General features: G+C 39.2%; 28 protein-coding genes. 7 read left to right on the top strand and 21 right to left on the bottom strand.

The features are described 5' to 3' along the window. The 7 genes from AN394_RS09155 to AN394_RS09185 all read right to left on the bottom strand — a co-directional run bounded on the left by AN394_RS09155 (window position 1) and on the right by AN394_RS09185 (window position 8484). Window positions 1-1080 carry a glycosyltransferase gene (locus AN394_RS09155; protein WP_055021339.1) on the bottom strand — a complete coding sequence of 360 codons (1080 nt, stop codon included), beginning with the start codon at window positions 1078-1080 and terminating at the stop codon, window positions 1-3. After that, entirely contained in the window at window positions 1077-2552 is a 1476-nt protein-coding gene (locus AN394_RS09160) for a GNVR domain-containing protein (protein ID WP_054561493.1), read from the bottom strand. The genes AN394_RS09155 and AN394_RS09160 overlap by 4 nt, the downstream gene beginning before the upstream one ends. Window positions 2553-2720: 168 nt before the next feature. Then, complete coding sequence (locus tag AN394_RS09165) at window positions 2721-3857, bottom strand: glycosyltransferase (protein ID WP_055021340.1); 1137 nt, start codon at window positions 3855-3857, stop codon at window positions 2721-2723. Continuing rightward, window positions 3854-4564, bottom strand: coding sequence for an acyltransferase (locus tag AN394_RS09170; RefSeq protein ID WP_055021341.1), 711 nt, complete (start codon window positions 4562-4564; stop codon window positions 3854-3856). Before AN394_RS09170 ends, AN394_RS09165 begins: the two co-directional genes overlap by 4 nt. Continuing rightward, the gene (locus AN394_RS09175; RefSeq protein ID WP_055021342.1) at window positions 4557-5921 is read right to left on the bottom strand and encodes an O-antigen ligase; all 1365 of its coding nucleotides are present in this window, start codon (window positions 5919-5921) and stop codon (window positions 4557-4559) included. Before AN394_RS09175 ends, AN394_RS09170 begins: the two co-directional genes overlap by 8 nt. Further along, window positions 5905-7323 (bottom strand): lipopolysaccharide biosynthesis protein, encoded by a 1419-nt coding sequence (locus AN394_RS09180; RefSeq protein WP_055021343.1) that lies wholly within the window; start codon window positions 7321-7323, stop codon window positions 5905-5907. The genes AN394_RS09175 and AN394_RS09180 overlap by 17 nt, the downstream gene beginning before the upstream one ends. Window positions 7324-7332: 9 nt before the next feature. Continuing rightward, window positions 7333-8484 (bottom strand): glycosyltransferase, encoded by a 1152-nt coding sequence (locus AN394_RS09185; protein WP_055021344.1) that lies wholly within the window; start codon window positions 8482-8484, stop codon window positions 7333-7335. Window positions 8485-8704: 220 nt separating this feature from the next. Between AN394_RS09185 and AN394_RS09190 the strand changes: the two genes are divergently transcribed. Both AN394_RS09190 and AN394_RS09195 read left to right on the top strand, forming a co-directional pair. Then, window positions 8705-9622 (top strand): glycosyltransferase family A protein, encoded by a 918-nt coding sequence (locus tag AN394_RS09190; RefSeq protein ID WP_055021345.1) that lies wholly within the window; start codon window positions 8705-8707, stop codon window positions 9620-9622. Continuing rightward, window positions 9619-10023, top strand: coding sequence for a response regulator (locus tag AN394_RS09195; protein ID WP_055021346.1), 405 nt, complete (start codon window positions 9619-9621; stop codon window positions 10021-10023). Before AN394_RS09190 ends, AN394_RS09195 begins: the two co-directional genes overlap by 4 nt. Here the strand turns inward: AN394_RS09195 and AN394_RS09200 are convergent. From AN394_RS09200 to AN394_RS09215, 4 genes are all read right to left on the bottom strand, one after another. Continuing rightward, entirely contained in the window at window positions 9996-10910 is a 915-nt protein-coding gene (locus AN394_RS09200; RefSeq protein WP_055021347.1) for an endonuclease/exonuclease/phosphatase family protein, read from the bottom strand. The two genes, AN394_RS09195 and AN394_RS09200, sit on opposite strands and share 28 nt — an antisense overlap. A gap of 139 nt (window positions 10911-11049) precedes the next feature. Further along, window positions 11050-11484, bottom strand: a complete 435-nt coding sequence (locus AN394_RS09205) for an acyl-CoA thioesterase (RefSeq protein ID WP_054561502.1) — start codon at window positions 11482-11484, stop codon at window positions 11050-11052. 5 nt (window positions 11485-11489) lie between these two features. Continuing rightward, the gene (locus AN394_RS09210) at window positions 11490-12308 is read right to left on the bottom strand and encodes a M23 family metallopeptidase (RefSeq protein ID WP_055021348.1); all 819 of its coding nucleotides are present in this window, start codon (window positions 12306-12308) and stop codon (window positions 11490-11492) included. After that, complete coding sequence (locus AN394_RS09215) at window positions 12301-13158, bottom strand: 6-carboxytetrahydropterin synthase (protein ID WP_055021349.1); 858 nt, start codon at window positions 13156-13158, stop codon at window positions 12301-12303. Before AN394_RS09215 ends, AN394_RS09210 begins: the two co-directional genes overlap by 8 nt. A 207-nt stretch (window positions 13159-13365) precedes the next feature. On the opposite strand from AN394_RS09215, the gene fabA reads away from it, so the two are divergent. Then, complete coding sequence (gene fabA / locus AN394_RS09220) at window positions 13366-13881, top strand: bifunctional 3-hydroxydecanoyl-ACP dehydratase/trans-2-decenoyl-ACP isomerase (protein WP_054553819.1); 516 nt, start codon at window positions 13366-13368, stop codon at window positions 13879-13881. 78 nt (window positions 13882-13959) lie between these two features. On the opposite strand, the gene rmf is transcribed toward fabA, so the two are convergent. Beyond that, window positions 13960-14130: a ribosome modulation factor gene (gene rmf / locus AN394_RS09225; protein ID WP_036968408.1), complete on the bottom strand. Its 171-nt coding sequence runs from the start codon at window positions 14128-14130 to the stop codon at window positions 13960-13962. A 374-nt stretch (window positions 14131-14504) separates the two neighbouring features. On the opposite strand from rmf, the gene AN394_RS09230 reads away from it, so the two are divergent. The 4 genes from AN394_RS09230 (at window position 14505) to gloA (ending at window position 17425) form a co-directional block, all read left to right on the top strand. Further along, window positions 14505-15137, top strand: coding sequence for a TetR/AcrR family transcriptional regulator (locus AN394_RS09230; RefSeq protein WP_055021350.1), 633 nt, complete (start codon window positions 14505-14507; stop codon window positions 15135-15137). A gap of 61 nt (window positions 15138-15198) precedes the next feature. After that, window positions 15199-16203: an MDR family oxidoreductase gene (locus AN394_RS09235; protein WP_055021351.1), complete on the top strand. Its 1005-nt coding sequence runs from the start codon at window positions 15199-15201 to the stop codon at window positions 16201-16203. A 78-nt stretch (window positions 16204-16281) separates the two neighbouring features. Further along, window positions 16282-16698 carry a VF530 family DNA-binding protein gene (locus AN394_RS09240; protein WP_055021352.1) on the top strand — a complete coding sequence of 139 codons (417 nt, stop codon included), beginning with the start codon at window positions 16282-16284 and terminating at the stop codon, window positions 16696-16698. A 196-nt stretch (window positions 16699-16894) separates the two neighbouring features. Then, entirely contained in the window at window positions 16895-17425 is a 531-nt protein-coding gene (gene gloA / locus AN394_RS09245) for a lactoylglutathione lyase (protein ID WP_055021353.1), read from the top strand. Between the two features lie 190 nt (window positions 17426-17615). Here gloA and AN394_RS09250 read toward each other — a convergent pair whose 3' ends face one another. From AN394_RS09250 to AN394_RS09290, 9 genes are all read right to left on the bottom strand, one after another. Continuing rightward, window positions 17616-18029, bottom strand: a complete 414-nt coding sequence (locus AN394_RS09250) for a hypothetical protein (RefSeq protein WP_152968925.1) — start codon at window positions 18027-18029, stop codon at window positions 17616-17618. Between the two features lie 139 nt (window positions 18030-18168). After that, window positions 18169-18840 (bottom strand): RDD family protein, encoded by a 672-nt coding sequence (locus AN394_RS09255; protein ID WP_055021355.1) that lies wholly within the window; start codon window positions 18838-18840, stop codon window positions 18169-18171. Between the two features lie 39 nt (window positions 18841-18879). Further along, a complete protein-coding gene (locus AN394_RS09260; RefSeq protein ID WP_055021356.1) occupies window positions 18880-20700 on the bottom strand; it encodes a protein kinase domain-containing protein in 1821 nt (606 codons plus the stop codon). Window positions 20701-20755: 55 nt separating this feature from the next. Next, complete coding sequence (locus AN394_RS09265) at window positions 20756-21244, bottom strand: hypothetical protein (RefSeq protein WP_054561512.1); 489 nt, start codon at window positions 21242-21244, stop codon at window positions 20756-20758. Window positions 21245-21352: 108 nt separating this feature from the next. Beyond that, window positions 21353-22114: an SDR family oxidoreductase gene (locus AN394_RS09270; protein WP_055021357.1), complete on the bottom strand. Its 762-nt coding sequence runs from the start codon at window positions 22112-22114 to the stop codon at window positions 21353-21355. A gap of 9 nt (window positions 22115-22123) precedes the next feature. Further along, window positions 22124-23014 carry a 3-hydroxyisobutyrate dehydrogenase gene (gene mmsB, locus AN394_RS09275; protein ID WP_054561514.1) on the bottom strand — a complete coding sequence of 297 codons (891 nt, stop codon included), beginning with the start codon at window positions 23012-23014 and terminating at the stop codon, window positions 22124-22126. A 17-nt stretch (window positions 23015-23031) separates the two neighbouring features. Then, window positions 23032-24174, bottom strand: a complete 1143-nt coding sequence (locus AN394_RS09280) for an enoyl-CoA hydratase/isomerase family protein (protein WP_055021358.1) — start codon at window positions 24172-24174, stop codon at window positions 23032-23034. Further along, the gene (locus AN394_RS09285) at window positions 24174-24953 is read right to left on the bottom strand and encodes an enoyl-CoA hydratase (RefSeq protein ID WP_055021359.1); all 780 of its coding nucleotides are present in this window, start codon (window positions 24951-24953) and stop codon (window positions 24174-24176) included. Before AN394_RS09285 ends, AN394_RS09280 begins: the two co-directional genes overlap by 1 nt. Before the next feature lie 10 nt (window positions 24954-24963). Beyond that, window positions 24964-26121 carry an acyl-CoA dehydrogenase family protein gene (locus tag AN394_RS09290; protein WP_054561517.1) on the bottom strand — a complete coding sequence of 386 codons (1158 nt, stop codon included), beginning with the start codon at window positions 26119-26121 and terminating at the stop codon, window positions 24964-24966. Between the last annotated feature and the right edge of the window lie 24 nt (window positions 26122-26145).

Raw genomic sequence — 26145 nt, forward strand, 5'->3', positions numbered from 1 at the left:
CTACACTGCTAATGCAGAATATAAATTATCGTATTTACTACTCATGGTTCTTGCATCAGCGACTGCAATAGCATGATGACGAATGCAAAGACCATGTGGCAGTTTACATGCTCTCAAAATAGCCGGTGCAAGCTTGTTAAACTCGTTCAAAGACACAAGCTCACCTTCGTTATCGGTGACAACTTCATGAATTCCACCTACATCAGACGCTACAACTGGAATACCACATGCCATGGCTTCAATAATCGATAATGGCAAACCTTCACGCTGTGAATACAAACACATCACGTCGATACTCGAATAAAAGGCTCGCATATCGTGAACGTTGCCTAAAAAGTGCACACGCTCGTTAAGCCCTAAATTACGTACCAAATTCATTAAAATGACTTTTTGATCGCCATCTCCAGCAAACACCATATGGTAATCTTCAGGTAAGTAATGCAATGCATGAATAAGATCTTTGTGTCCTTTACCTTCAATTAACCTTGCAGCACAGCCAACTAGCTTAACTTTGTGGGGTAAATTGAGCTGATTTCTGGCGGTTGATTGATTAATTGCAACAAAGTTATCGCAATCTATACCATTTAAAATGGTGCGCTCAGGAATGATTGCCGTTTTAGCTCTAAATTCATCGGCAACAATGCGTGCATCTGCGACCCAATAAATATTCGTTAATGAGTTAAGTAACTTAGTGAATGTACATTGTTTAACGTTATTTAAATACCAGGCATCATGAATTGTTGATATATGACGAACCGTATCACCGGTCAACGCACAAGCAAGGCCAGCATAAATAACAGGACCAACATGATGACTGTGAATAATATCGATATCATGCTCTTTTATTAATGCCTTTATCTTTGCGATAACAGAAATACTCACGCCTGGTTTTTTGTTTAAACAAATAACTCGATGGCTATATTGTTCAAGCTCTGGCCATTGCTCAAACGCAGATTGCCTGTTTCCTTCAAGAGAAACAATAATACTCGAGCTACTAAATTGACTATTTTTGAGTAAAGTAATTGCCATTTTTTCTAGGCCACCTACTTGTAGGTGTTGAACTAAGTGCATGACATTCATGATTTATCTCCTTCAATATTACCGAAGTTAGTTTCGGCATTGACGATAGGAAGTACTGTTACCACCTCTGCGCTGGTGAGTTTTTCGATGGTTTTAATATCTTTTAAGTGACTGTCACAAAGTGCAGCAACAAATACGCTTGCACTACCTGTGAAAATCCCAAGCACAATGCCAACGATAACGGTCATCAGCATTGAGGTATTGATAGGTTGTGTTGGGCTATAAGCTCGCTCGATAGTTTTAACTTTGTCTGGTCCTTCGTATTTCACTAATTTGCCCGTAACTTTGGCCATTTCGTAACGGCTCAGCATGTCTTTATAAAGTGACTGTTTAACATCGTAATCACGCTCTAGTTTACGTAATTGTTTTTCTACATCACTGGTTACTAACAGACGTTCACTGACTAGCTGAACTTGCTCTTCGAGCATTGCAAATTCTTGTTCTTGCTGAAGTAAATTATTACGGGCCTCTTCAAGCGCAAGAAGTTGTGAAACTAAAACGCTGCTCTCTTTACCATCACCAGAAGGAAGCGTATTAACCATTTGCCATAACTGATCAAGATTCGTTGTGTCTAGCTCTTCACTAGATGCTAACAGCGCCTGTTGGCGGCTTTTTAAATTTGCAAGGGTGCGTTTTTTCTCGATAATTTTGCTATGTTTATCGGTATAGCGTGTTCTCAAAAGACTTAACTCTGATTCAGTACGAATTATCTTTTCTTCTAAATTGCCTAAAATTGGATTGGCTTGCCCTACTTTACTCACTAAGGCATTCAGTTTTGCTTTAGCCCCTGAAAGAGCAATCAGCTTTTGTTGTTTTTCACTTAGTAAGCTGTCGAAGGTTTGGCGATTGCTATGTAAAACATCGGGTAAGGTGTTACTGTTTTTGGTTTTAAAATCAGCAAGTGCCTCTTCTGATAACTCAAGTTCTTCGCGTAAACTATCCAGCTGCTTAAAGAAAAACTGCTCAGAAGTATCAAGTGATGCCTTTGTTGGTGCTAATAAACGTTCAATAAATTTTTCTACCACCTTTTCAAGCACTGGCTTCATTTGTGATTGGTCATGCCAAATAAAGTTAATGCGGACCAGCTCATCACCAATTAACGAAAGTGATAGTGCTTTAGATAGTTTTTGATGGATTTCTTCAACTTGCTTTGGCGTAGCATCTTCAGCTATTAACTGGGTTTCTTTTGCTACTGCAATAAGTACCTTGCGGCTGATAACTAAGGTACGCAGTGCTGCCATACGGTCAGAAAGCTGAAACGAGAAAGACAGATCATCTAAGTAAGGATTAAGTAGTGCTGACTCTTCAATTAAGATGGTAGCGTGATTGGTATATTGTTTTTGAGCAGATAAACCAAGTGCAATGACGACGATTGGCACAATGCAAAACGGAATAATAAAGAGCTTAATACGCGTGTAAAGCGCATAAAGCCCTAAATAAATTAACCGTTTGATCTGCTCTTTAACTAACATACTTTACCTTTTGCTTTGCATTTTGCGAAATTGCTCGGTTTTAATTTGCAAATTGATAAAAACAACCGAGATTTCTATAGATAGTTAGTTAATTGCAGTTAATGAGCCAAAATGAAAAAGCCGCATCTTGTAGCGATACAAGATGCGGCTTTGGGTTGAAAGGTTTATTTAGCAAAACCTAAGTTGTTTACAGACTAGCTTGGCTTTTGCTTGCCAGCTATGATCACTTGCCTGCTGAGATTGGTTGGCTCGCCAATTTAAGTTGTTTGATTTACTTAGGCTTACAGCATAGTCTAATCGCTCAATAAAGCCCTGGTGGTTGTCTGCTATTAATATGGTCTCTTGGTACGGATTAACCGCAGCAAAGCGTGTTGTAACAATTGGTGTGCCTGTGGCTATGTATTCTTTTAATTTAAGTGGATCACAGGCCCTGATCTGCTCATTATCAACAAATGGCAAGATAGATACCTGCCAATGCTGAGAAAATGAAGCTAAACGATCATGCTCTACAGCCGGTATATGGGTTACATTGTCTAACTTGAGTAGATCAGAGAAGTCTTCGACAAGGTGGCCTATCAATACTAATTGGTACTCAGGCCTTTCTTTGGCTAGCTTCAACAATAAGGCTTTATCAAGCCAAGCATTCAAGGAACCATAAAACCCAATAATAGGTTTGCTTATTTGCTCAAGTTCAACGGCTTTTGTGGTTTGCACGGTAAAAAGTTCTAAATCGACACCATGAGAAAGCATTTTAACTTTAGATTTCGGCATTTTGTTGGCAAGAAACTCACTCACAACATAGATGGTGTCAGCTTTTTCGATAAGGTCACTTTCAAAAGGCGCGACCATTTTATGATCAACCCCCGCAAGTGCAGAGAAGTCATCACCACAATAATAAATTACCTTATCTTGCTCTCGCGGTGAAATTAGACTAATTGCAGTAGGCACACTAAGCCAATAAACAATTGGCTCATCATCTATGAAACCTTTTCGATTAAAAATCCATTTATTAAATAGCCTTACTATAACGTTATCGTGCCAGGGTAAAACCGCTAATGTGTGTGATGTTAAATTAATGTTTTGGCTAGTATTCGTTGTTTTAGCATTTGACCCTGTGCGCTTTGATAAAAAAAGGCTTTTTAATTTATTAAAAACTCGTTTCACATCAATCAAGCGAAATGTTGGTTTTCGCATACCAATCGAGTTAATCCAAATAACCTGATGTTGTTTTGATAGTTGTTTAAATAGGTGCTGTGTACTACTTGGGTGACTTTGCCAGTCTTCACCGAATACAATAAATTTCATAGCGTCCCCTCCAGCTGTTTAACAATTTTTGCTGGATTGCCAGCAACAATAGTATTTGCTGGGACATCTTTAGTAACTACCGCGCTTGCAGCAACTATAGCACCCTCGCCTATTGTTACACCTGCAAGCACAGTTGCGCCGGTGCCTATCCAAGCGCCTTGTTTGATAATGATATCGCCAACTTGGCATTCATCATCAGCCTCACCAAGAGCACGTCTTTCAGAGTTTAGAGGGTGACCAGGAAAACCAGCTAAAAATACCCGACCTGCAAGGCGAACATCATCTTCTAAAACAATTTTTCGACCAACAGAAAACGCATTCTGCCAACCAATATCTACATTACTGCCAATTATAAGTTTGGGTGTGTTATTACCATGACTACGCCCACAAAAAGTACTGATGCCACTAATTCGTGTGTTGTCATTACAGCTAATTTCAAGTTTTCCTAAAATTTGCGGCATACCAGAATATAGGTATAAATTTGCTTTTGAGCCCTTGATTTGGCTTTTAAATAGTGGTGTGTAATAAAAAATGCGCCCTAGCTCACTCACTACTGTTTTAACCAATAAATGCAATTTATATATAAATGAATGAATACCTGGGATAACCCACATTTGCGGATTGCGAATCGATTTCGCAAATTGAAAAAGTGATTTTGCAAATGGGCTGTCACTTGATTTAAGCCATTGTTTAATATTTTCACTCATGTGAGCTCTCCCTTTGTTTATCGATTACAAGCTTTTCTAATGCAATAGTTAAAGCAAGAATGATATAAATAGGCCATGTAAATGCCTGAGTTAAAAAGGTGCCTGACACCATAAAGCCAATTAGGCCGCCCTTTAGAGCTTTCGCATTTACATCTATTTGTTTGTCATTAATCTGTTTATTCATTAAGAACACACGGTTCAAGGTGCGATAAATACAGGCAATCACTAATACAAAAATGCATACTCCTACGATGCCCGTTTCACCTAATACCTGAAACCACGTACTGTGTACTGCATGATTCTTGCCATCCCAATGTGGGCTGTAGAAATAGTAATTAACGACAAAGTTATTAACCCCAACCCCAGTTAATGGATTATGTATTGCCATATTGATTGCAGCTTGCCATGCGTAAATACGGCCCATAGCAGATTCATCAACACCGCCCTCATGGGAGCCGCCACTTTGTCTATCTGCAATACCTGCAAAAGCAACCATGGCTAACATGCCCACGGCACCTATGCAGCCGACCACTACAGGATTTTTAACTTTCTGGTAAATAAAGAAACTAAGTACAGCAGCAATGCCAAGTAAGCCTCCTCGGCTTTGTGTTGCAATAACACCGCTGATTGCGATAACTAAGCAAATAAATGCAATGATGCGTCTAAATTTATGGGCACTTGAATCAAATACTTCAGCAGCTAAAAAAGACACGGGAAACATCATTACAAGTGATAAATCGTTAGGATCACCAAGTTGTGAGCGAAGTTCTCGCGAAATAGTGACGCGGGTACCTTCTACTAGGCCAATACCATTCATTTTGTTACTCAGGGCAACTAAAGCAATGGCGGCACCTGAGATCATGATGCCAATTCTAACCACATTAAAATGCTTTAATGTGCTCATCCACCACGAGATTGCAAATACCATAATGAGTACTTTTGTTAGTACACCTGACCAGTACTCCATCGCTAAACCCCGATTTGAGGCACTAAAAACGCAAACAGTCAGCCAAATAAACCAAACAAAAAATATCAGATGATTGGTATGCCAATGTGGCTTTAATTTTTGTGAGATAAACAGGTGCCAAGCTATTCCCAATAGCGACGCAAGCGCGAGTAACTTAGGAATTTTAAAAGGCATTAAAAAAGGAAAAGCTTCGTGTAATCTAAAGTAGCTAAATAAAATAAACAAAATTATAAAAGCCACACTTACCTTTACTGCAGTGAAAGCGGCAAAAGGTAATAGCAGCAATGCAAATACTGCTATCGGGCCCAAAATGGCATAGGTAACAACCACAAGTAAGGTTACTAAAATGCCATTAATGAATAACTGATTTTGTTTATAGTAATTGAGCATAGTGATGCTCCTTCATTAAGCTTTTTATTACTTGCTTAATTAATGCTCTATATTGATAAGCCATACCAACAATATAGATAAAATATACAATCCATTTAGCCAAACTTAGTTCGCTAAACTGTAAAGTGATCAGTGTTATAGAGCCTAATGCTAACCAGCTTGGTATTAATGCTGCAAAATTTAGCTTTAGAGGTTCGAAATGCTGACTAACTGAGTAAAGGCAAACTAATTTAAAACTTTGCATAATGATTAGCGCCAAAATAGCGCCTTCAACACCAAGTTTTGGCACTAAAAAGTACAGCAGGCTAAGGCCTAAAAGTGCCGTAAAGAAATTTATAATTGATACAAACACACCATTTTTATGCATGTAGCAACCAATATTAAAAATATCGCTGTGATGGCGTATGGCAACAACAATAATCAACAGAATCAGCCAGCTATCTTTGCCATGGTATTCAGCAGGAAGTACTGAGTTTAAAGCGATTGGTGCCAGTAAACTCATTAAAACACACATAGCTAAGCCTGCATTTAATGAGGTTATTGCATAATTTTGATATTGCGTTTTATCTTGCTTAATTAAGCTAAAACGTTTGGCGAACCACCAAAGCCTAATCTGCTCAAATGTGAACGAAGTTATAATGGCAAATTGCGCTGCAACGTAATAACTCGCTAAAACACTCTCGTTAAATTCGGCAACGATAAACCAGTTTTCAGCCCCATTACCGGCATAAACAAACAAACCTGATGCGATAATTGAAGTTAAGAATACAGTCTGTGATTTTTTTATTCTCCAGCTAAAGCGAGAATAGCTCACTTTAAGTGCACTTCGCATATCACTTAAGGTTAAACACATAATAATGAACGTGCAGACAACACCTGAAACCATTACACCGGTTACATTAAAACCAAGAAATAACAAAGTGATTGTTAAACAAGTTTGTATGACAGCATGCGCAATACTATAAAAACAATACTTTTGCGCGTAATCAAATAATCGGTAGTAGGTGTACGGGATAGCAAGTACCGAGGCAAAAGTTAAATTTAAAATAAGTAACCTAAAATCAATCACCTTTATTTGCGCAGGTAAGGTTGCAATAATTTGCTCGCTAAATATAAAGCTACAGCCTAAAAAAAGCGCACTAAAGCAGATTGTTAATACCAGAGAGTCTCTAAATAATGCCATTTTTTCACGAAAAGATGGGTACTGTTGTTTTAGTAGTAGCTCAGGTAAACCAAGAGAAACCACTAAAGAGCATAGCGCTGACATGGTCACCAAAAAGTTCAGCTCACCAAACTCGCTCTTTTCTAAAAAGCGAGTTGAAATTGGTAAAAGTAAAAAGCCAAACCCTTTTACTGCAAAAATAGCTAAAGCAAAGTAACCAATTTGTTTTAAGTTACTCATAAAACCTCCCTATAAAGATTCAACCCATTTTGAAAGTTGCTGAGCTTGCTTAACTGCGTTGTAATGCTCGTTTACATGTTGCTTAGCATTTTGACCAAGTAGATAACGCTTATGTGGAGATAATTGGTGAAATTTATAAAGCATTTTGCTGAGTCCTGAGATACTACCTGGCATACATTTCATACCAACACTTGGGGTTACAATTTCGTTTGCCCCCATTAAGGTGGTAGTGAGAACAGGAAGGCCACAAGCCATGGCTTCTTTTAAAACTAACGGGCCTGTATCACGGTCGCCATTTTCTGCGACGCAAAAAGGGGCGATAAGCGCAGAATAATAAATTAGGTTTGAGCTAACCCAATCATGAGGTTTTTCACCTAGAAAGCGTATAGATTTACGAATACCAAGCTCTTCAGCCATATACATTAAATCATTAAGCATTGGCCCGTCCCCTACTATATCTAGGGTTATACCAAACTCTTTTGGAATATGTTTAAGTGCCGGTAATAGGAATTGCAGCCCTTTCTTTTCGACTAGACGACCGATAAAAATTAAACGAACAGATTCATTTAGGGACGATGGTACAAACTTAAATTGGCTAGTATCGATACCACAATGCAACAATTTGACATTGCTCTTCGAAAAGCGTTTAAATTGCATAGCCATTTCTTCACAAACTGCTATTGAAAAATCACAAAGAGCTAATTTAGGTTTTAAGTCTGCGTTGTTTACGTAAACATCATGGCCATGACCAATAGAAGATACTGTAATGTCAGCAAGTTTTGCCGCAACGATACCGTATGCAAGAGGCCCATGCATAAAATGGCAATGTAAATGATCTATCTTTGCAGCTTTTATATAACGTGCAATTTGATAACCATAAGCAAGCAAGGATTGTGTTGAAATTGATTTAAATTGAGCTGCAGTATGCGTTGCCCTTGCTAACTTATAAATGTTCAACATAGAAGGTAAGATTGATTTAAAAGCAGGCTTAGTGATTTTTTTAACTTCAATGGCACTGGTTAAGTTAATCATGACACTGGTTTTTTCAAATGTAAGAACTGTCACCTTATGCCCTGCATTTAGAAGAGCTTTAATTTCCGTTACAACAAATGTTTCAGATGCAATTGGAAAGCTTGGAACCAAAATAGCAATGTGCTTCATAAAAACGCTCCTATAAAAACTGTTATAAGAGCTATGGCAAGTTCCATACCCAGCAAAAAAACCGAAATATTCCCGAATTGAGATAAAAAATTACCGAAGATTTGCAAAATGCAACGCACAAAGAGAAAAGGCTGAGTAATTTCACAGAAAATACAGATTTAAAGCTGGCGTCTAAATTGCGTATCCTTTACTACGTGAAGAAATGCTATTGGAGCATATTATGAACAGCCAAGTCAGTATTATCATTCCTAACTACAACTGTTTGCAGTATCTAGATACCTGTATTAACAGCATTTACCAGCAAAAAAATGTTAATTTCGAAATTATTATTGTTGATGATGGCTCTACAGATGGCAGTAAAGAATACCTTGAGCAACTTGCTGCTGACAAAAGTGAAGTACGCATATTTAGCCAACAAAGAAAAGGCGTTGTCGCTGCTCGTAACCTTGCAATTACACAAGCAAAGTCAGAGTACGTAGCTTTTTTAGATGCCGATGATTATTGGTCAGCCGATAAACTTGCAGCTCAGTTAGCATTTCATAAAAAACATCCAGACTGTGTTTTAAGTTTTACTGACTACATGCATTTTAATGAAAACAACGAAGATATAATTGGCTGTTTTGATTATTGGCCCGAATTTAAATGCAATAAAGAAAACACAGACTTCCAGTTTCTAGATAATCCAATAAGCCAAATGATCACAACCAATATCGTTGGGACTTCGTCGGTCATGGTTAAACGTTCAACCATTGTTGATGTGGGTGGTTTTGACAATAAGTTAAGTAGCGCTACCGATTTAGATTGCTGGTTAAAAATAGCAAAAAAAGGTTATGTAGGTTATTCAACGCTGTGTGCAATGCACTATCTAATGCGTGCTAACTCTATAACATCAAATAGGGAAAATAGACTAGCGGCTATGGTTGAAATTATTAATCGTAACCAATCTGTTGTATCAAACAATGAACTTAAAAAAATCAAAGCACGTTTAAGTGAATGTTATGGCGAGTTCTATCGTGAACTTGGTCAGTATTCAAAAGCACTTATGTATTCGAATAAAGCCTTTTGGCTATTCCCTCATAAACGAAACTTTAAACATATGCTCTATGACTTGAAGCACTTATTTGGAGCACATTCATGAGAAAAAACATTGTAATCATCGATGATGATGAAGCAATTTTAAGGTCGCTAAAACGATTATTAGGTACTAATAACCATGTAATTTGTTTCTGCGACCCTCTATCGGCAATTGAGTATGCGAAACAGAACCCAATTAGTTTAGTCATTTGTGATCTGTTGATGCCTGCAATCAGTGGTTTTGCTGTTTTAGAGGACATTAAATTGCTACAGCCGAACTGCTCTCGCCTTTTGATTACCGGCTATGCAGAGCTAGAAGCTTCTAAAAGTGCGCTTAACAATAATATAGCTAATATGATTACCGCAAAACCTTGGGATAACTTTGAGCTAACTATGCTGGTTGATATATTAATTGAAAATAGTCACCTTAAATTTAATCAATGCGTAGAAAATGTGAGTTCATAGTGCAGCAGTTTGTGGTCGCTGCCGTTTACAGAGTTAACACCAACATTAGATAAAGAAACATCTTCACTCACTAAACAATGATCTATTGGTAAACCCAAAACTTTTAAATCACTTAGCTGGTTTTTTAAAGACCAAGATGTATAAAAACCTGCGTGATTAAAACAACTGCTTTTAATACTCATAAAGTATCGTGACCAAGGTACTGTATTAAAATCACCAGCAACTAACCAACTCCCCTTTAACTTTTTAATTTCTGAAGCAACTTCACTTAAAACTAAGTTTCTCTGACTCCACAAACTTTGAGTTCTAGGTGATGGAGGATGTAAAAACACACTATTTAACATAACGTTATTATATAAAAAGCTAAGCTTTACGTAGCCAAGCTTAGGATTATCAAACCGTATAATTTGCCTTTGTACGATAGGAAGTTTTGATAGAACAATAATGCCAAATGGCGCCCCTTCAACTTCAGCATAACCAAATAAATGATATTTCGAGTTTAGCTCATCAAGCACATGCCGATGCGTATCATTGAATTCAAACAGTACTAAGATATCATTTTGCGCATTTATAAATTGGCTAGTGATGATATTTGCTAAGTTAGGGTTACTATATTGCAAATTTACCTGGGCGATTTTGATATCTGTGTTTTGAGTCGCTTCAGATGATGAGTAAGGTTTAAAATGAAATAGTACTAAGCAAATACTTAGAGCAATTAAACTGAGAGATAGTTTTTTGTTCCACCACAACAAAAAAAATGCAGGTAAAAAACTACATACAATCAGCAACCCTCGTAAAGCGGCCGCCAAATCGAATAAGTAACCATCGAATTGATTAAATGCTAACACTAATATAGCTATATAACAGAATAAAAATATTAAACGCATCGCTCCCCTCCTCTGATAACTTATAGCTGCATATTTTGTTCCTTGCTGAGAAATGCTTAATACAAATATAGTATGATGTGTTCTTCTTATGTATTAAATTAAGCACCCGAAGGTACTTAATTAAAACTTACTGTAAGTCTTATTCGAATCCGTTGATCATTTTGTCGCACACTACCGGAGTTGGTCTGTGGTTATCATCAACAGCAACAAACGTAAAGCTACCCGAAATAGCTAAGTGTTTATCGTCTTTGTGCATTGTTTCTAAGAAGATTTCAACATCTACTTTAAGGCTAGTATTACCTACGTGTACAACTTTAGAAATAAGCTCTGCAAATGTACCAGCCGGAATGGCCTCTTTAAAATCAACACGGTCAGACGAAATCGTTACAAGTGGCTTACGGCAAAAACGTGTAGCAGCAATAAACGCTACTTCATCCATCCATGCCAACGCGTCACCGCCAAACAAAGTATTGTGGTGGTTAGTACGGCCAGGAAAAACTGTTTTTGTTACCGACGTTGTTGAGTCAGCAATACGCTTTGCAATAATAGCGTCACGATCGATTTGTTGTGTCATAGTCTCTACTTTTTATTAGCTAATGTGTCTTGCATCATTAGCGCAGGGTCAAGGCGTTCATTTTTCCAATTAAAACGCCAGTCTAAATGTGGGCCAGTTACGCGGCCGGTCGCACCGATCTCGGCAATTTTATCGCCACGCTTAATTTCGTCACCTACTTTTACATCTAATTTGCTTAAATGAATATAAGTAGAGGTAACACCATGGCCATGGTCAAGAATCAGGGTACCACCAGAGTAATATAAGTCAGCATCAGCAAAAACAACTGTGCCGCTCACTGGTGCATACACTGGGCTACCCGTTTTATTAGCAATGTCTAAACCAAAGTGCGGGCGGCGAGGTTCACCATTAAAGTAACGCTGGCTACCATAAACACCTGAAATACGCCCCGTTGCCGGCTTATAAACAGGGTCTAAAAAGTACCTTAAGTCAGAATTGACTTGCCTAGCTTTACGTACAGCTACAGCTTCACGGCTAATACGCTCAGACACTTCTTTAGGTGGCGAAACATATTTTTTTGCTACACCGGTGATTTTATCAATTTTGTAATCACGCTTAGTGATCACAATTGCTTGTTCGTGGCTTACACCAGCACTATCAACCCAAGAAAGGCTATGATTTGGCTTGGCATCACGACCAAAGCCAAATACAAACTCACCATTTGTTGAAAGCTTAAGAGGCTCACCATTGAAGCTAACACTTTTAGCGCCATCAATTTGGCCTGTTACTAAACCGCCTTGAGTTAAATGTCCTTTTAATTCAACAGCACTTGCAGTTAAAGAAAACAATCCTGCAAATGCTGCTATAAATAATCCTTTACGCATAACTGATTGACCCCTTGCCAACCCCTTCGTAAGCTGTAATTTTAACTTCTGAATCAGGGTATTGGTTTTTAACTTGTGAACTTAAGTAGTCTGCAATGCACTCAACCGTAGTATCGCAAGGTAAAATGTCACAGCGTGATTTGTCTATCGCCATTTCAAAATAGCCCTGCTGTGATGTGTAAGCAAAGCACACATCGTTCTGTTGTGCAGTTACATGCTTAAGGTCTGATTTATTGATTTCATCTTCAGCTGTTGCTAGATAAATGTCTTCCCATTTATCTGCCCACTCTTTTTGTAAGCGAGGCATAGCCATACCATCAAGGCTAATACCAATCTGAGAGCGATGACCATGAATAATACGCTGACAATTACCATCGTGCTTTTTAAGACCATGGCTGTAATGATAATAAAAACTTTGGCTATGCTCTGGGTATAAATTAATTTCAATCTTTTCGATGTTGCTAGGGAGCTCAGGCATAATAGTTTTAATTAAAAACTCAGTTACAGATTTTTCATCAATAACATCAGCATCGATTAAACAGTATGCTTGGTTAGGAGCACTCATAGCTAAGTGATAATTATCACCAAAGTGACAATCTAGCACGCTGTGCTCAGCATGCTGTTTTAGTGAACCGTTTAGAGAAGCTGGCACAGCAAGTTTATGGTCGATACAGTTATCAATAATGCCCTTGATTTGCTTTTTAACTAAGCCAAAATCAAGCACCATCGACTCATCATTTAATTGACCGTGCAGAGTTAAATCCACAATCCAGCTCTCGCCAACTGCGCCGCGTTTATTACACAAGTAAGAAAAATCAATCACTGTCAGTGAGTTTACAAAAAGGATCATAAATTTCCTTTAGACTGGTTAAAGAATCACAGCAATTATAATGATTTTTACTTCACAATGCGCGGTTTTATCTCCCTTTATCAGCGACAGTTTAATTAAATGGTCATAAAACAAGCTAAAAATAGCAAATAATTAACTGCTCCGAGTTGTTTAGCGTACAAGTGTACGCTAAAGTACGGGGCAATTTCTAAGCGATGAATGAGAGTTATGGAACCTAAAAACAGCTATACAAAAGAAGAATTGGTCCTTTGCGGTCAAGGTGAAATGTTCGGTGAAGGCAACTGTCGTTTACCAAGTGACAACATGCTAATGATGGACCGCATTATCTCTATCACTGCTGATGGTGGTGAGCACGGTAAAGGCCAAATCGTTGCAGAACTAGATATCAACCCTGATCTTTGGTTCTTCGACTGTCACTTTAAAGGTGACCCAGTAATGCCTGGTTGTCTTGGTCTTGATGCTATGTGGCAATTAGTTGGTTTCTTCCTAGGTTGGTCTGGTGGTCCTGGTCTTGGTCGTGCACTTGGTGTTGGTGAAGTTAAATTCACAGGTCAAATCTTACCAACAGCTAAAAAAGTAACTTATCGTTTAGACATGAAGCGTGTTATTAAACGTAAATTATTCATGGGTATGGCTGATGGTACTGTAGAAGTAGATGGCCGCGTAATCTATGAAGCAAAAGATCTTAAAGTAGGTCTTTTCCAAGATACATCTGCGTTTTAATCTTTAATTTAAGATACAAAATAGCAGATACAAAAAAGCCCCTAAATGGGGCTTTTTTGCGTAAATAAGGTGCCTATATTAAGTTTTAAACATGTTTCGGTTTTCAATGGCTTCTCGCCAGCCACCTAACCACTCAGATTTAGGGTCGATTTGTTGATAAGGGCATTGTTCTTTGGAACGGCCTGCCAAGCCTGCTTTATAACCTTGAGAATGAGCTCTTTCTAAACGATCTCTTTTCTGTCTCTTCATAGGTAATATCCTCACCTTTTTATATTTATAGATATGTAGCGAAATTGACATCTACATTTAATGAATAGTTAATAAAACTGTTAAATTCAAATAGCAAAAAGCAATTAAATAAATTGACAATAACTAACGTGCTGATGCTCAAATGAATTAACATTTTAAATGACTAAGTGGTCGTACCTCTTTAACTAAAACCATCTATTAATACACTTAAATTCAGCTAAAAACGATACAGCTCTTCTAGCTTCATTATTTGTGACCAAGCCAATTTCGGCAAAGTTCCCAATTAAATTGTAATCATGACAAAATTATGATGATTACAATTTAGTCAATTTAATGCTTGCACATTAAAAACCGATCGGTCTAATATAGTCGGTATGGAAACAAATAACTCTGTGCCAAGCCGTCGTGGCAGGCCACCAAAAATAGCGCGTTCAAATGCAGATACCCGCGCCCTTTTGATTAATACGGGGCTAGCTGTATTAACCGAAAAAGGCTTTAGCGCAACCGGCATTGATTTAATATTAAAATCAGCTCAGGTACCTAAGGGCTCTTTTTATCATTACTTCAAAAGTAAGAATGATTTTGGCTTAGCACTCATTGATGCTTACGACAGCTATTTTCAGGCAAAGTTAAAACGCCACCTAAACAACGATTCAACAACCCCTCTTGAGAGGATTGTGCTATTTGCCAATGACGCCAAACAAGGCATGGCAAAGTTTGAGTTTAAACGCGGCTGCTTAATAGGTAATTTAAACCAAGAAATCAGTCACCTTGATGAGCCTATGATTGACCGCATAAAACAGGCTTACGCCAACTGGCAAGCTTTAATCGAGCAATGCTTAGTTGATGCTAAGAAGCAAAAGCAAATTCCTCAATCATCAGATTGCAAAATGCTTGCTGAGTTCTTCTGGATTGGCTGGGAAGGCGCAGTGATGCGCTCTAAACTTGATAAATCAAGTGAACCGCTTACCCTTTATACAGCACAATTTTTACGCTTAATTTTATAAAGCCGTTTAAATACGGTTTTATTTTAACCATTAAAAGACGATCGGTCTAAAAGGAGTCAACATGACAACATCAGTAAAATCGGTAGTTATAAACAAAGATGATCAAGGCTACCGTGCCGAATACACAGACTTTCCTGTAGAAAGCATCCACCAGCAAGATGTAAATATTGATGTTGACTACAGTACATTGAATTACAAAGATGCCCTAGCCATTACAGGTAAAGGACCTGTGGTAAGAACATTTCCTATGATCCCCGGGATAGACCTTGCAGGTACAGTAACAGACTCTAAAAGCGATGAATTTAAAGTAGGTGATAAAGTTCTGTTAAATGGCTTTGGTGTTGGGGAAAAATACCTAGGTGGTTTGAGTTCAAAAGCGTCTATGAGTGCTGATTGGATCATCCCCCTCCCTGCTAATTTAACACCAAAACAGGCTATGCAAATTGGTACTGCAGGTTATACGGCAATGCTGAGTATCATCGCTTTAGAAAAACAAGGTATCACACCCCAAAGTGGCGAAATTCTTGTTACCGGTGCTAATGGCGGCGTGGGTAGTTTTGCTATCTATTTATTAAATAAACTAGGTTTTGATGTAGTTGCGACAACAGGACGAATGAACGAAGCAGATCACCTTGAAAAATTAGGCGCAAAACGCGTTTTATCACGCGAAGAATTCTCAGCACCTGGGAAACCACTCGCTAAAGAGCAATTCGCTGGCGCAATTGATTCTGTGGGTAGCCACACCCTTGCAAATGTGTGTGCATCGATTAAATACGGTGGTGTTGTAACAGCGTGTGGTTTAGCACAAGGTATGGACTTTCCAGCAACAGTAGCTCCGTTTATCCTTCGTGGCATTAGTCTAATGGGTATAGATAGTGTAATGCGCCCTAAAGCTGACCGAATTGAAGCATGGCAACGTTTAAGTGAGTTAGTTGAAGCTCAGTACCTCGATGCTATTTCGCAAGAAATTCCACTTTCTGAAGCCGTTGCAAATGCAGAAGCCTTATTAAAAGGTGAAATTCGCGGCCGTGTAGTGGTCAATTGTAAAGAATTAGCTCGAATATAAACATTCTTAGCAAGTTAGCTATAAAACTAGGGTAAAGGCAATTATACTTACCCTAGTTTTGTAATACCGGACAGTCTAATGAGTAATAAAGAAATTTTCAGCAATAACCCACTGCAAGGTGTTGGTATCGAGCAAGTAGTGACAGAGCTTGTCGAACAATATGGCTGGGAATTACTCCACGCCTATATGCGTTTGAACTGCTTTAAGAATAACCCAGATGTAAAATCTGCGGTTAAGTTTTTACGTAAAACCCAATGGGCACAAGAAAAAGTAGAGAACTTTTATTTGTATCGTCTCAAAAATTTACCACGCCCAGATGATGTAAACTATGAATTACCGCCGCGCGATCGTGTGATCCCTGCTGATCAAAAACCAGGTGAACCATGTGAGTTAAGTTTTACTGACGCTAAACGTATTCACGCTAAAAAAGAAGCCAAGCAAAAAGCCCGCACCCGTAAACAACGTTCAAGTGCGAGTAATCCTTGGGGTAATTAAGCTTTAGCTCTGAGCTATAAGCTTTTAGCTATTAGTTGAAATAAGCCGCCTTTAAGGGCGGTTTTTTATTTGAGTTAGCAAGTTAAGATTTGAAGGGCTATCTAAAGACGTTAATATTATTTGTTATTAATTTAAGGGTAACTTGAATATGTTAGACTGAGTTAATCATCATTAATGTCATTAAAAAAGGATGTGTATGTCTAACTACAACGAATCACCTGAACAAATCGCAAATGCAACGCAAGATTTCGTGATGCAACAAACAATGTTGCGCATTAAAGATCCAAAGCCTTCTTTAGATTTCTACCAAAACGTTTTAGGCATGAAGTTACTGGGTAAATATGACTTCCCTAAAATGGAGTTTACGCTGTACTTTTTAGGTTATGAGCAAGAAATGCCAAAAGGCACAGCTAAAGAAAAAGCACAGTGGGTGTTTCGTCGCCCTGCTCTTATCGAGCTTACACACAATTGGGGCACAGAAAACGACGACAGTTTTGCTGGTTACCATAGTGGTAATGATGAACCAAAAGGCTTTGGTCATATCGGTATTAGTGTGCCAGACGTATATGCAGCATGCGAGCGTTTTGCAAGATACGATGTTGAGTTTGTAAAAAAACCAGACGATGGCTCTATGAAAGGTCTAGCCTTTATAAAAGACCCAGATGGTTATTTGATAGAGATACTTTCTGCTGAAGGGATCACTGAGATAATTGAAGAGCATAAGTAAAAGCCAATTACCCACAAACCTGCTATTTAGCAGGTTTTTTAATTTACGCTTTTGATATGTAGTAGTCAGTGTTTGTATGTTTTGCATTAGCAAGTGAATGTCAGGCTCTATAAAAAGCTTTTTATTTGAAATGAATAAAAAACACTGTAACTTTTAGCGAGTAGCCATCGTTTTTTAAATACACTTATAATTAAAGAAAGTGCCAAGAAACATCATAACAAGGGCCATTTAAATCATATTGCAGTTCTTGATCATTCCGGGTAAAGGTCGCTGTAGCTTTAAATTTAAAGTTTGACGTATCTTTTCTGTTAATTGCCAAAGCTTGCTCTATTTCATCCCATCTTTTAGATATACCACCATGCCCAGGATGACTATCGGCTTTTAATTCACCTGACTGATATTTTTTATTCCATTTAACAAAAATTTGCCATTGCTCAATCTCTAATTGAAGTTCAGATTCCGATATTAAATAAAGAGAAAACTCATCAGTAAATCCACTGTCATCATTGAAGTCTGAAACAAACCTGTAATGTCTCCCCTCAATAGATGTGATACCCCCTCTTGGCCCATCATAATATAAATTCTCGACAAGGACTTTAGACATTAGCATTCACTGAAAGCCTTTAGATAAATTGAAAGGATGAATAAACAATACCTATTATTAGCCACTACAAAAAGAACTAACGACTACATCATTAGGTAATTAAGGTGTTTTTTTACGGTTGTCATTGTAGATCTCCTTATCACAATCTAACAACAACCGTTCTACCGATGAAGTCATGTATTGCACGACGCTTTTCATTAAACAGCATGGTTATAAATTCTGACAATGCCCAAACTGTAGCTAATGAATTCAGACCCATAATTAAATAAGTTAAAACCGCAGGTACGCTACCAAGTTGTTGTAACGATATTGAAATAGAAAAAACTAATAGAATCCAAGACGAGTTAATAGCAATATTAACAGATTCTCTGCGAACCGATTGCTTAAGCGTAATGCTCGTTTCGGTTTCATGATTGAGGACTTTAACATCCATGACCATCTTGCCAAGTGTTTGACCATAAAACCCATGCATGAAAACAACATAGCCAATGTACTGAAAGCCATTAACAGCTTGTAAAATCGAGTTTTCGTAAGAATATTCAACGTCAAAGAGTAAGCATTCGATATAAAGTAATGCTGTAAAAATTAAGCCATCAATAATAGCAGCCCAAAAACGAGGCCAAAAAGTAGCATACCTTTTACTCGTTTCTAGCTCTTCAAACTCTGCTTTTATTTCTGGGTCTTTTAATTTATTTGCAATCTCTAATTCTAACTCTTGCGCTCTTTGTGGGAAGCTTTCTTTATCAATATACTTTTGAGCATCTAATAGCTCATCTAATGAATAATTTTTATAATTTGGGCTGTAGTCCATGTTTATTATTCTCCTTAACTGCTTGAATCAGGTTAGCTTTTAGCATTCCACTCTTTTGGGATCTCGCGGATAAAACTCATCGGGCTGTTTAGTACATAAATTAAATTCACGGGTATTTTTGTAAGGTAGCTTCATAAAGCCTGCCACACCTACATCTGTGATATTAACTGCGTACTGCATAAGCTTACTTAATAAGCGTTTAAATTCAGGCTCTTTACTGGCATCAAGCAAACGATAGTAATGATGTATTTTCATCCTATCAGGTAAGGCTTCGAAAATGATACAGCCCGTGTGGTGTATTTGGTTTAGCTCAAATACGCACTTTATAACCTTTTTCGGGAGCTGTAATTGCTCATCAGGGTCTTTACCATCTTCAAAGTAAGAGTGTGGCCTGGTTACGTCTGAGGCTTGTACATCCATTACTTCGTAATCAAGCTCAGGTAAATTCTCAAACTTAAACGCACCTGTGCCATCACGCTCGAGCTGAATGGTTTTACGCGCATCAAACAAGCAACATTTAAAGAGACCTTTTTGTTCAATCCCCTGTGCTAACATCACCGTGTTGTTAATCGCATCGGTAAACGCAGTGCCAAGCGTTTCATCATGCAGAATAAGGGAAGACTCGACAAACAGTGAGTTTTCTTTCCAATGAAAACTCAAGCCCCCTACTACTGGGTATTTTGCTAATCGGCTTATTGAGGCCAAAAATGCTTTTTCGGTGTCGCCGGTATCAAATAAAAACTCTTTGTAGTATCTGTCGAGCTGGGCATCGTTTACATCTAGTAATTGTTGATTATGGTCCGCTTGTCTTAAAAATTGCTTACGAGAGCTATATACCACCGTGTCTGGGTGTTCATCAAACTCACTAAACCAATAAGGAATATACGGGCGAATGACTTTACGGGGCAGCTCAGGGAGGTAAGCTTTAGCCATTGTAGGCATGTTTCGCATAAAATAATCACCTGCGCCATCTCTGGTTGCCTTATCTTTTGAAAGCATACCGTCAATAACCCGGGCAAGCTCCATAGGTAAATTCAGGCTTGTAGCCGGAATAACCGCAGCACCAAATCTACAAGATTGTGCAGAGGCCAATGCATAAAGGGTTGAGGCAACACCTTGTTCATCAAAACGTGGCGATGACTGCCCGCCTGACATTTGCTCATCACCAATAAAGTACACATCACCCATACGTGCATTAGTGGTACTGATATCAGCAGACATAAGATCCATAAAATTGCTGGCAACCGGATTACCATCAGCATCTATTTGTGCATAAACAGAGCTGCCCCAGTCTACCAAAGACAACTTGTTAGTTTGTTCATCATAAACGATGTTAGAGGGTTTAATATCGCCATGCACAATTGGGTGTGGGCTTAAGCCATTTTTGTGTTCACGTAAATCTAAAAGCACATTACGTAGCCTAAGTGCCAGCGCCATAACTTTTGCTGCACTAAAACGCCCCTGTTTAATGGAGATTTTTTCTAAGTCTTCACCTAGAGCGCGCTCCATCATTAAAATGCCTTGCTTTTTAATGCGTTCAAAGGCATAAAATTTTGGCACGAGCGGATTATTAACTTGCGAGAGCATGTACGCTTCGTCTTCTAAACGGTCACGTACACTTTGTGCAAGGGTTATACGTGAAAACTTAAATACCCAAGGTAAGTCTTCATCATCAACACCGGCAAAAACAAATCCAAACGCACCAGAGCCAATTAATTCAACGTCACTGTAACCAAGCAAAGTAAGCTGTTTAATACAAATATTAAGCCATTGGCGGTGCTTTTTAGCATCATGGTGAGACAGTAAATAAACAGACTGTTCTTCATTGATATAAAAATTGCGGATTTGTTTGGGATTCACTACATCTCTCAAAGTTAAGCGGCTTTTAACCGCTTAATTATTGAATGCTAGGCAGTTAATTACAAGGCTTTTGCTCTTCGATGATCCAGCCATGATTTTTAAAAACTATTTCGGAAAAAATTAAAATGGCACCAGCAAGTAAAATTAGCTCGTTCAGTGATATTGCTTCTGCCATGAATACCCATCCCAAAACAAAAAAAGCTAAGAGATCGAGATACCTGAAATACCAAGCGACTTTTCGTGTTTTACCGTATGTGAGTCTGTAGCGCTGAACTAATTCACCTTCACACTCTAATGAAATAACGGCTGAGAACTTAAAAAAGGGTTTAACCCTTACACACAACTGACAGGCTTTACCATCAATACTAAACTCATGAACAGATTTAGTTTTAAAGTTACGTGATTCTGCTATTAATTCACCGTCTACTTTCAGTACTTCTTTTCCTGAATAAGCCGAACCCCAGTATTCAATTAAATGTTCACCTAGTTTGAAGTTAGCTTTGATTCCCTTGCTCATTGATACTGTAATGCCATCAGTGTTCATAACAAATCTCCTTATCATTATGAATTTAAAATACTTTAAAAATAAAAAAACGGCAAGCTAGGCTTACCGTTTTGGTACTTTCAATGGGTAAAGGGTTACCTTTTGAAATTAAAGGCGAATACCGCCATCAATTTCAACAACACGACCTGTAAAGAAGTCATTCTCTACAATGTATTGTGCTGTTTGGGCAATTTCTTCTGCTTCACCAAAACGACCCACTGGCGTTACCGCCATCATGCGTTGTTTTGCTTCTGGTTTCATTGCATCTGTCATTGCTGTGCGAATAACACCTGGTGCGATTGCACCAACACGGATACCAAAGCGACCTAATTCTTTCGCCCAACCCGTTGTCATCGCAACAACACCAGCTTTAGACGCAGCATAGTTTGTTTGGCCAATGTTACCAGCACGGGCAACACTCGACATATTAACAATAACGCCACCTTTGCTAGACTCAATCATGTGGCTCGCAGCTTCACGACCTGCTAAGAATACACCGGTCAGGTTCACATCAATAACAGATTGAAATTGAGCTAACGACATTTTATCTACCACTTTGCCTTCTTTTGCTTTGATAAACATACCATCGCGTAAGATACCTGCGTTATTAATTAACACGCCGATATGGCCAAAGTCTTTGTTAATAGTGTTGAACGTTGCTACCACAGCATCTTCATCTGTAACATTAGCAGCATACGCCATAACTTTTGTACCATATTTAGCAAGCGCTGATACTGCAGTATCAAGAACGTCTTGTTGCATATCGATAAGGGCGATGTTCGCGCCAAGGGATGCAAATTTCTCGGCCATCGCAAAGCCTAAACCTTGCGCACCACCGGTAATTACGATGTTGTTGTTTTTAATTTCCACAACAATCTCCTACTTCGAGAATAATTTAAAAATAGCGCTAAAATCATCACTACCCGCACCTTGATGCTGAAGCATAGTGTATAGATTCTTCGCCATTGACCCCATTGGGGTAGATGAATTACTTTGCTGAGCCGCTTCCATAGCAAGACCTAAGTCTTTTGCCATCAAATCAACCATAAAGCCAGGTTTATAATCATTACTTGCTGGTGCTGTTTCCATTACACCAGGGCATGGGTTGTAAAGCTCAAGCGTCCAGTTACGGCCAGAGCTTGCAGTCATGATGTCACTTAACACTTTTGGATCAAGCCCGTTGTTAATGCCCATTTGTAGTGCTTCGCTAGTACCAGCCATTAAAATGCTTAGCAGCATGTTGTTACATATTTTTGCGACTTGGCCTGCACCAATATCACCAGCATGAAAGATGTTTTTACCCATATCTGCTAAAGCCAGTTTGGCTTTTTCAAAGTGGCTTTGCTCACCACCGACGATAAAGGTTAAAGTACCCGCTGTTGCACCTGCAACACCACCTGATACAGGTGCATCAACAAAATCAATGCCTTTTTGAGCAAGTTCGCTACCCACTTGACGCGCTGATTCTGCATCAATGGTTGAGCAGTCAATCACTAAAGTTTTGCTATCAAGTAAGTTGATAAGGCCTGTTTCGCCTAAATAAAGAGACTTAACGTGTTTGCTTGCTGGCAGCATACTGATAAAAATATCAGCGCCAATGGCACACTCAGCTGCATCGGTAGCAGCAATTGCACCTTTATCGGCAAGCTCACTGACCGCTGCTTTATTTAAGTCAAACACACGAACTGTATGACCTGCATTGACAAGGTTTGCCGCCATTGGGCCACCCATGTTGCCTAAACCAATAAATCCTATTGTTAATTTAGCCATTTGTTTACCCCTTGGACTTAAGATGACGTTAATGAGTTTAGTGGGTGAGATTGCTCATCCCAGCGTGCTGTAAAGAAGCTATCTACAACTGCTTCGTCGATATCGCTGAGCGATTTAAACTGCCAGTTAGGTGCACCGTCTTTGTCGATTAATAGCGCACGAACCCCTTCTTGAAACTCGCCTACTTCGCCACAGCGTACTGACATACCTAGCTCCATTTTAAAGCAATCTGCTAACGTCATCTCTTTTGAATTAGCTAATTGACGTTCAACCAGCGCACAACTAAGCGGACAACCATGTGCTAATGACTTTTGCGCACGGGTAAGCCATTTGTCTTCAGTTTGTAAAGCTTGAATGTAGTCAATTTTTCCCTGCAATGAATCAAACTCAGCCAGCTTTTGAATAACCGCTAAGTTATCTTTTACATTGCCTTTAGGAACACGGCCTGAAATATTATCAATCGAGATTAGAATGTTAGTCAGCTTTTCGTGATTTAATGAGGCTGTTTTGCCCCATTTTTCAGCGGTGATAGCCGTTAAAATAGCGTCATATTTATCTGCTGTTGCATAGTGATCAGCAAGATTAACAAACAAGGCATCTTCAGCATTGATAGACGCCGCAGTTAACCCTAAGAATAGACCCACTTGCTCAGGCATTTTATGTAAGAAGTAACTGCCGCCAACATCTGGGTATAAACCAATGGTTAGCTCAGGCATTGCAATACGTGATGTTTCTGTTACCACTCGGTGACTTGCCCCAGCCATTAAGCCAAGGCCGCCACCCATAACAATGCCATTACCCCAAAGTAATATTGGCTTTTCATAACAGTGAATTAGGTAGTCTAATTTGTACTCAAGGGTAAAAAAGTCTTCAATGTAGTTAGCAGGCTCACCTGTGCTCATTGCTTTATGCAGGCTTACTACATCGCCACCGGCACAAAATGCTTTTTCGCCAGCCCCTTTTAGCACGACCATGGCAACGGCGTCATCGTCAGCCCATTTTCTAAGCTGAGGCTCAAGCAGTTGGATCATGTCGTAATTTAAAGCATTTAACGACTTAGGCGCATTGAGTGTCGCAATTGCAATGAGGCCACTCTCGGCCTCTGCAGTTTCAAACACCACAGGCGCATCTTGATGATTTAGTAGTGTTACGTTAGTCATTAGCCATTTACCCAATTTGCTTTACGCTTTTCTAAGAACGCATTCACGCCTTCTTTTTGGTCTTGCGTATCAAACAACTGAACAAATAGCTCACGCTCTAATGGCAACGCATGAGCCATAGGTTGTGTGCGACCTTTTTGAATAAGTTCTTTACATGCAGTCACAGCAACCGGGCTTTGTTCACCAACTTGGTTAGCAAGTTTCATTGCCGCAGCTAAACTTTCGCCAGCACCAACCACTTCTTCAACAAGGCCAATTTCGCGTGCTTTTTCAGCTTTTAGGCGCTCGCCACATAAGATCATGCGTTTTGCCCAACCTTCACCAACAAGCCATGCAAGGTTTTGCGTACCGCCAGCACAAGGCAACAAGCCAACTTTCGCTTCAGGAAGTGCCATTTGAGCTTGCTCTTCAGCAATACGAATATCACAAGCAAGGGCTACTTCAAGACCACCGCCCATGGCATAACCATTAATTGCCGCGATTGATACACCACGGAAATTTGTTAGTGCCTCAAATGCATCACCAAACACTTTTGACATAGTGGCAGCAACGCCTTTGTCACCGCTGGCAAACACGTTTAAATCGGCACCTGCACTAAAGAACTTTTCACCTTGGCCTGTAATCACTAATGCATAGACATTTTTGTTAGCATTTAGCTCAGTTACAGTGTCTTTAAGCGCGGTTAATGTATCTTGTGTCCAGGTATTCGCTGGCGGGTTATTCATGGTTAAAACCGCTACGTTACCTTCAATATTTAAATCAATCGATGGATTAGACATAGTATGCTCCTTATAGAATGTCGCCAGCTGACTCAGCTAAGATACGACGTGCGATAATCACACGCATGATTTCGTTTGTGCCTTCAAGAATTTGATGCACACGTACGTCTCTAAAATGACGCTCTAATGGGTATTCTTTGATGTAACCGTAACCACCGTGAATTTGTAGTGCGTCGTCACATACTTTAAAACCAACATCTGTAGCAAAACGTTTTGCCATCGCGCAGTAAGTGGTTTTTTCGCTGTCACCAGTATCTAGTTTAAATGCGGCTAAGCGCACCATTTGACGAGCTGCAACAAGCTCGGTGTTCATGTCGGCAATTTTAAATTGCAGTGCTTGGAAAGCAGCTAATGGCTTACCAAATTGCTCACGTTCTTTTAAGTATTCGCGCGCAGTATTAAGAGCTGCTTGTGCTGTACCTAATGAACAGGTAGCAATATTAATTCGGCCACCATCTAGGCCTTGCATTGCAAACTTAAAGCCTTCGCCTTCTTGGCCTAGTAAGTTAGCCGCAGGAATTCTGACACCTTCAAAGCTAATTAAACGTGTTGGCTGTGCATTCCAGCCCATTTTTTCTTCAGCTTTACCGTACTCAATACCTGCAGCATCTGCAGGCACAACAAATGCCGAAATACCGGCTGCGCCTTCACCACCAGTGCGCGCCATAACTACAAGTAAATCAGTTTCACCAGCACCCGAGATAAACATTTTAGAGCCTGAGATCACATACTCATCGCCCTCTTTTACCGCTTTAGTTTTTAGTGATGCTGCATCAGAGCCAGAGCCAGGCTCTGTTAAGCAGTAAGAAGCAAGTAACTCACCCATGACTAATTGCTCACAGTACTGAGCTTTAACATCTTCAGTACCAAAGCTTGCAATCATCCAGGTTGCCATATTATGAATTGTCAACATAGCAGTCGTTGCTGTACAACCCATTGCAAGCTGTTCAAAGATAATGCTTGAATCTAAGCGAGATAAACCTAAGCCGCCCGCTTCTTCTGGGGTATATAAACCACAAAAGCCAAGCTCACCGGCTGCTTTAATGGTGTCTTTAGGGAAAATGTGTTCTTGGTCCCACTTAGCAGCATGTGGAGCAAGTTCAGACTCTGCAAACTGACGGGCTGTTTCAGCAAACGCTTGCTGATCTTCGGTTAAATTAAAGTCCATAGTAGACCTCTATTTTGTTGTCTT

It is taken from the genome of Pseudoalteromonas sp. P1-26 (genome assembly GCF_001401795.1).
Lineage (GTDB): Bacteria > Pseudomonadota > Gammaproteobacteria > Enterobacterales > Alteromonadaceae > Pseudoalteromonas.

Excerpts from the sequence above, each read along its gene's own strand:
- AN394_RS09200 (WP_055021347.1), bottom strand. The coding sequence starts at position 10,910 with ATGCGTTTAATATTTTTATTCTGTTATATAGCTATATTAGTGTTAGCA.
- gloA (WP_055021353.1), top strand. The coding sequence starts at position 16,895 with ATGTCTAACTACAACGAATCACCTGAACAAATCGCAAATGCAACGCAA.
- AN394_RS09255 (WP_055021355.1), bottom strand. The coding sequence starts at position 18,840 with ATGGACTACAGCCCAAATTATAAAAATTATTCATTAGATGAGCTATTA.
- fabA (WP_054553819.1), top strand. The coding sequence starts at position 13,366 with ATGGAACCTAAAAACAGCTATACAAAAGAAGAATTGGTCCTTTGCGGT.
- AN394_RS09230 (WP_055021350.1), top strand. The coding sequence starts at position 14,505 with ATGGAAACAAATAACTCTGTGCCAAGCCGTCGTGGCAGGCCACCAAAA.
- AN394_RS09215 (WP_055021349.1), bottom strand. The coding sequence starts at position 13,158 with ATGATCCTTTTTGTAAACTCACTGACAGTGATTGATTTTTCTTACTTG.
- AN394_RS09210 (WP_055021348.1), bottom strand. The coding sequence starts at position 12,308 with ATGCGTAAAGGATTATTTATAGCAGCATTTGCAGGATTGTTTTCTTTA.
- AN394_RS09205 (WP_054561502.1), bottom strand. The coding sequence starts at position 11,484 with ATGACACAACAAATCGATCGTGACGCTATTATTGCAAAGCGTATTGCT.
- AN394_RS09280 (WP_055021358.1), bottom strand. The coding sequence starts at position 24,174 with ATGACTAACGTAACACTACTAAATCATCAAGATGCGCCTGTGGTGTTT.
- AN394_RS09195 (WP_055021346.1), top strand. The coding sequence starts at position 9,619 with ATGAGAAAAAACATTGTAATCATCGATGATGATGAAGCAATTTTAAGG.
- AN394_RS09265 (WP_054561512.1), bottom strand. The coding sequence starts at position 21,244 with ATGAACACTGATGGCATTACAGTATCAATGAGCAAGGGAATCAAAGCT.
- AN394_RS09180 (WP_055021343.1), bottom strand. The coding sequence starts at position 7,323 with ATGAGTAACTTAAAACAAATTGGTTACTTTGCTTTAGCTATTTTTGCA.
- AN394_RS09250 (WP_152968925.1), bottom strand. The coding sequence starts at position 18,029 with ATGTCTAAAGTCCTTGTCGAGAATTTATATTATGATGGGCCAAGAGGG.
- AN394_RS09290 (WP_054561517.1), bottom strand. The coding sequence starts at position 26,121 with ATGGACTTTAATTTAACCGAAGATCAGCAAGCGTTTGCTGAAACAGCC.
- AN394_RS09285 (WP_055021359.1), bottom strand. The coding sequence starts at position 24,953 with ATGTCTAATCCATCGATTGATTTAAATATTGAAGGTAACGTAGCGGTT.
- AN394_RS09170 (WP_055021341.1), bottom strand. The coding sequence starts at position 4,564 with ATGAGTGAAAATATTAAACAATGGCTTAAATCAAGTGACAGCCCATTT.
- AN394_RS09165 (WP_055021340.1), bottom strand. The coding sequence starts at position 3,857 with ATGAAATTTATTGTATTCGGTGAAGACTGGCAAAGTCACCCAAGTAGT.
- mmsB (WP_054561514.1), bottom strand. The coding sequence starts at position 23,014 with ATGGCTAAATTAACAATAGGATTTATTGGTTTAGGCAACATGGGTGGC.
- AN394_RS09190 (WP_055021345.1), top strand. The coding sequence starts at position 8,705 with ATGAACAGCCAAGTCAGTATTATCATTCCTAACTACAACTGTTTGCAG.
- AN394_RS09185 (WP_055021344.1), bottom strand. The coding sequence starts at position 8,484 with ATGAAGCACATTGCTATTTTGGTTCCAAGCTTTCCAATTGCATCTGAA.
- rmf (WP_036968408.1), bottom strand. The coding sequence starts at position 14,130 with ATGAAGAGACAGAAAAGAGATCGTTTAGAAAGAGCTCATTCTCAAGGT.
- AN394_RS09160 (WP_054561493.1), bottom strand. The coding sequence starts at position 2,552 with ATGTTAGTTAAAGAGCAGATCAAACGGTTAATTTATTTAGGGCTTTAT.
- AN394_RS09175 (WP_055021342.1), bottom strand. The coding sequence starts at position 5,921 with ATGCTCAATTACTATAAACAAAATCAGTTATTCATTAATGGCATTTTA.
- AN394_RS09235 (WP_055021351.1), top strand. The coding sequence starts at position 15,199 with ATGACAACATCAGTAAAATCGGTAGTTATAAACAAAGATGATCAAGGC.
- AN394_RS09240 (WP_055021352.1), top strand. The coding sequence starts at position 16,282 with ATGAGTAATAAAGAAATTTTCAGCAATAACCCACTGCAAGGTGTTGGT.
- AN394_RS09155 (WP_055021339.1), bottom strand. The coding sequence starts at position 1,080 with ATGAATGTCATGCACTTAGTTCAACACCTACAAGTAGGTGGCCTAGAA.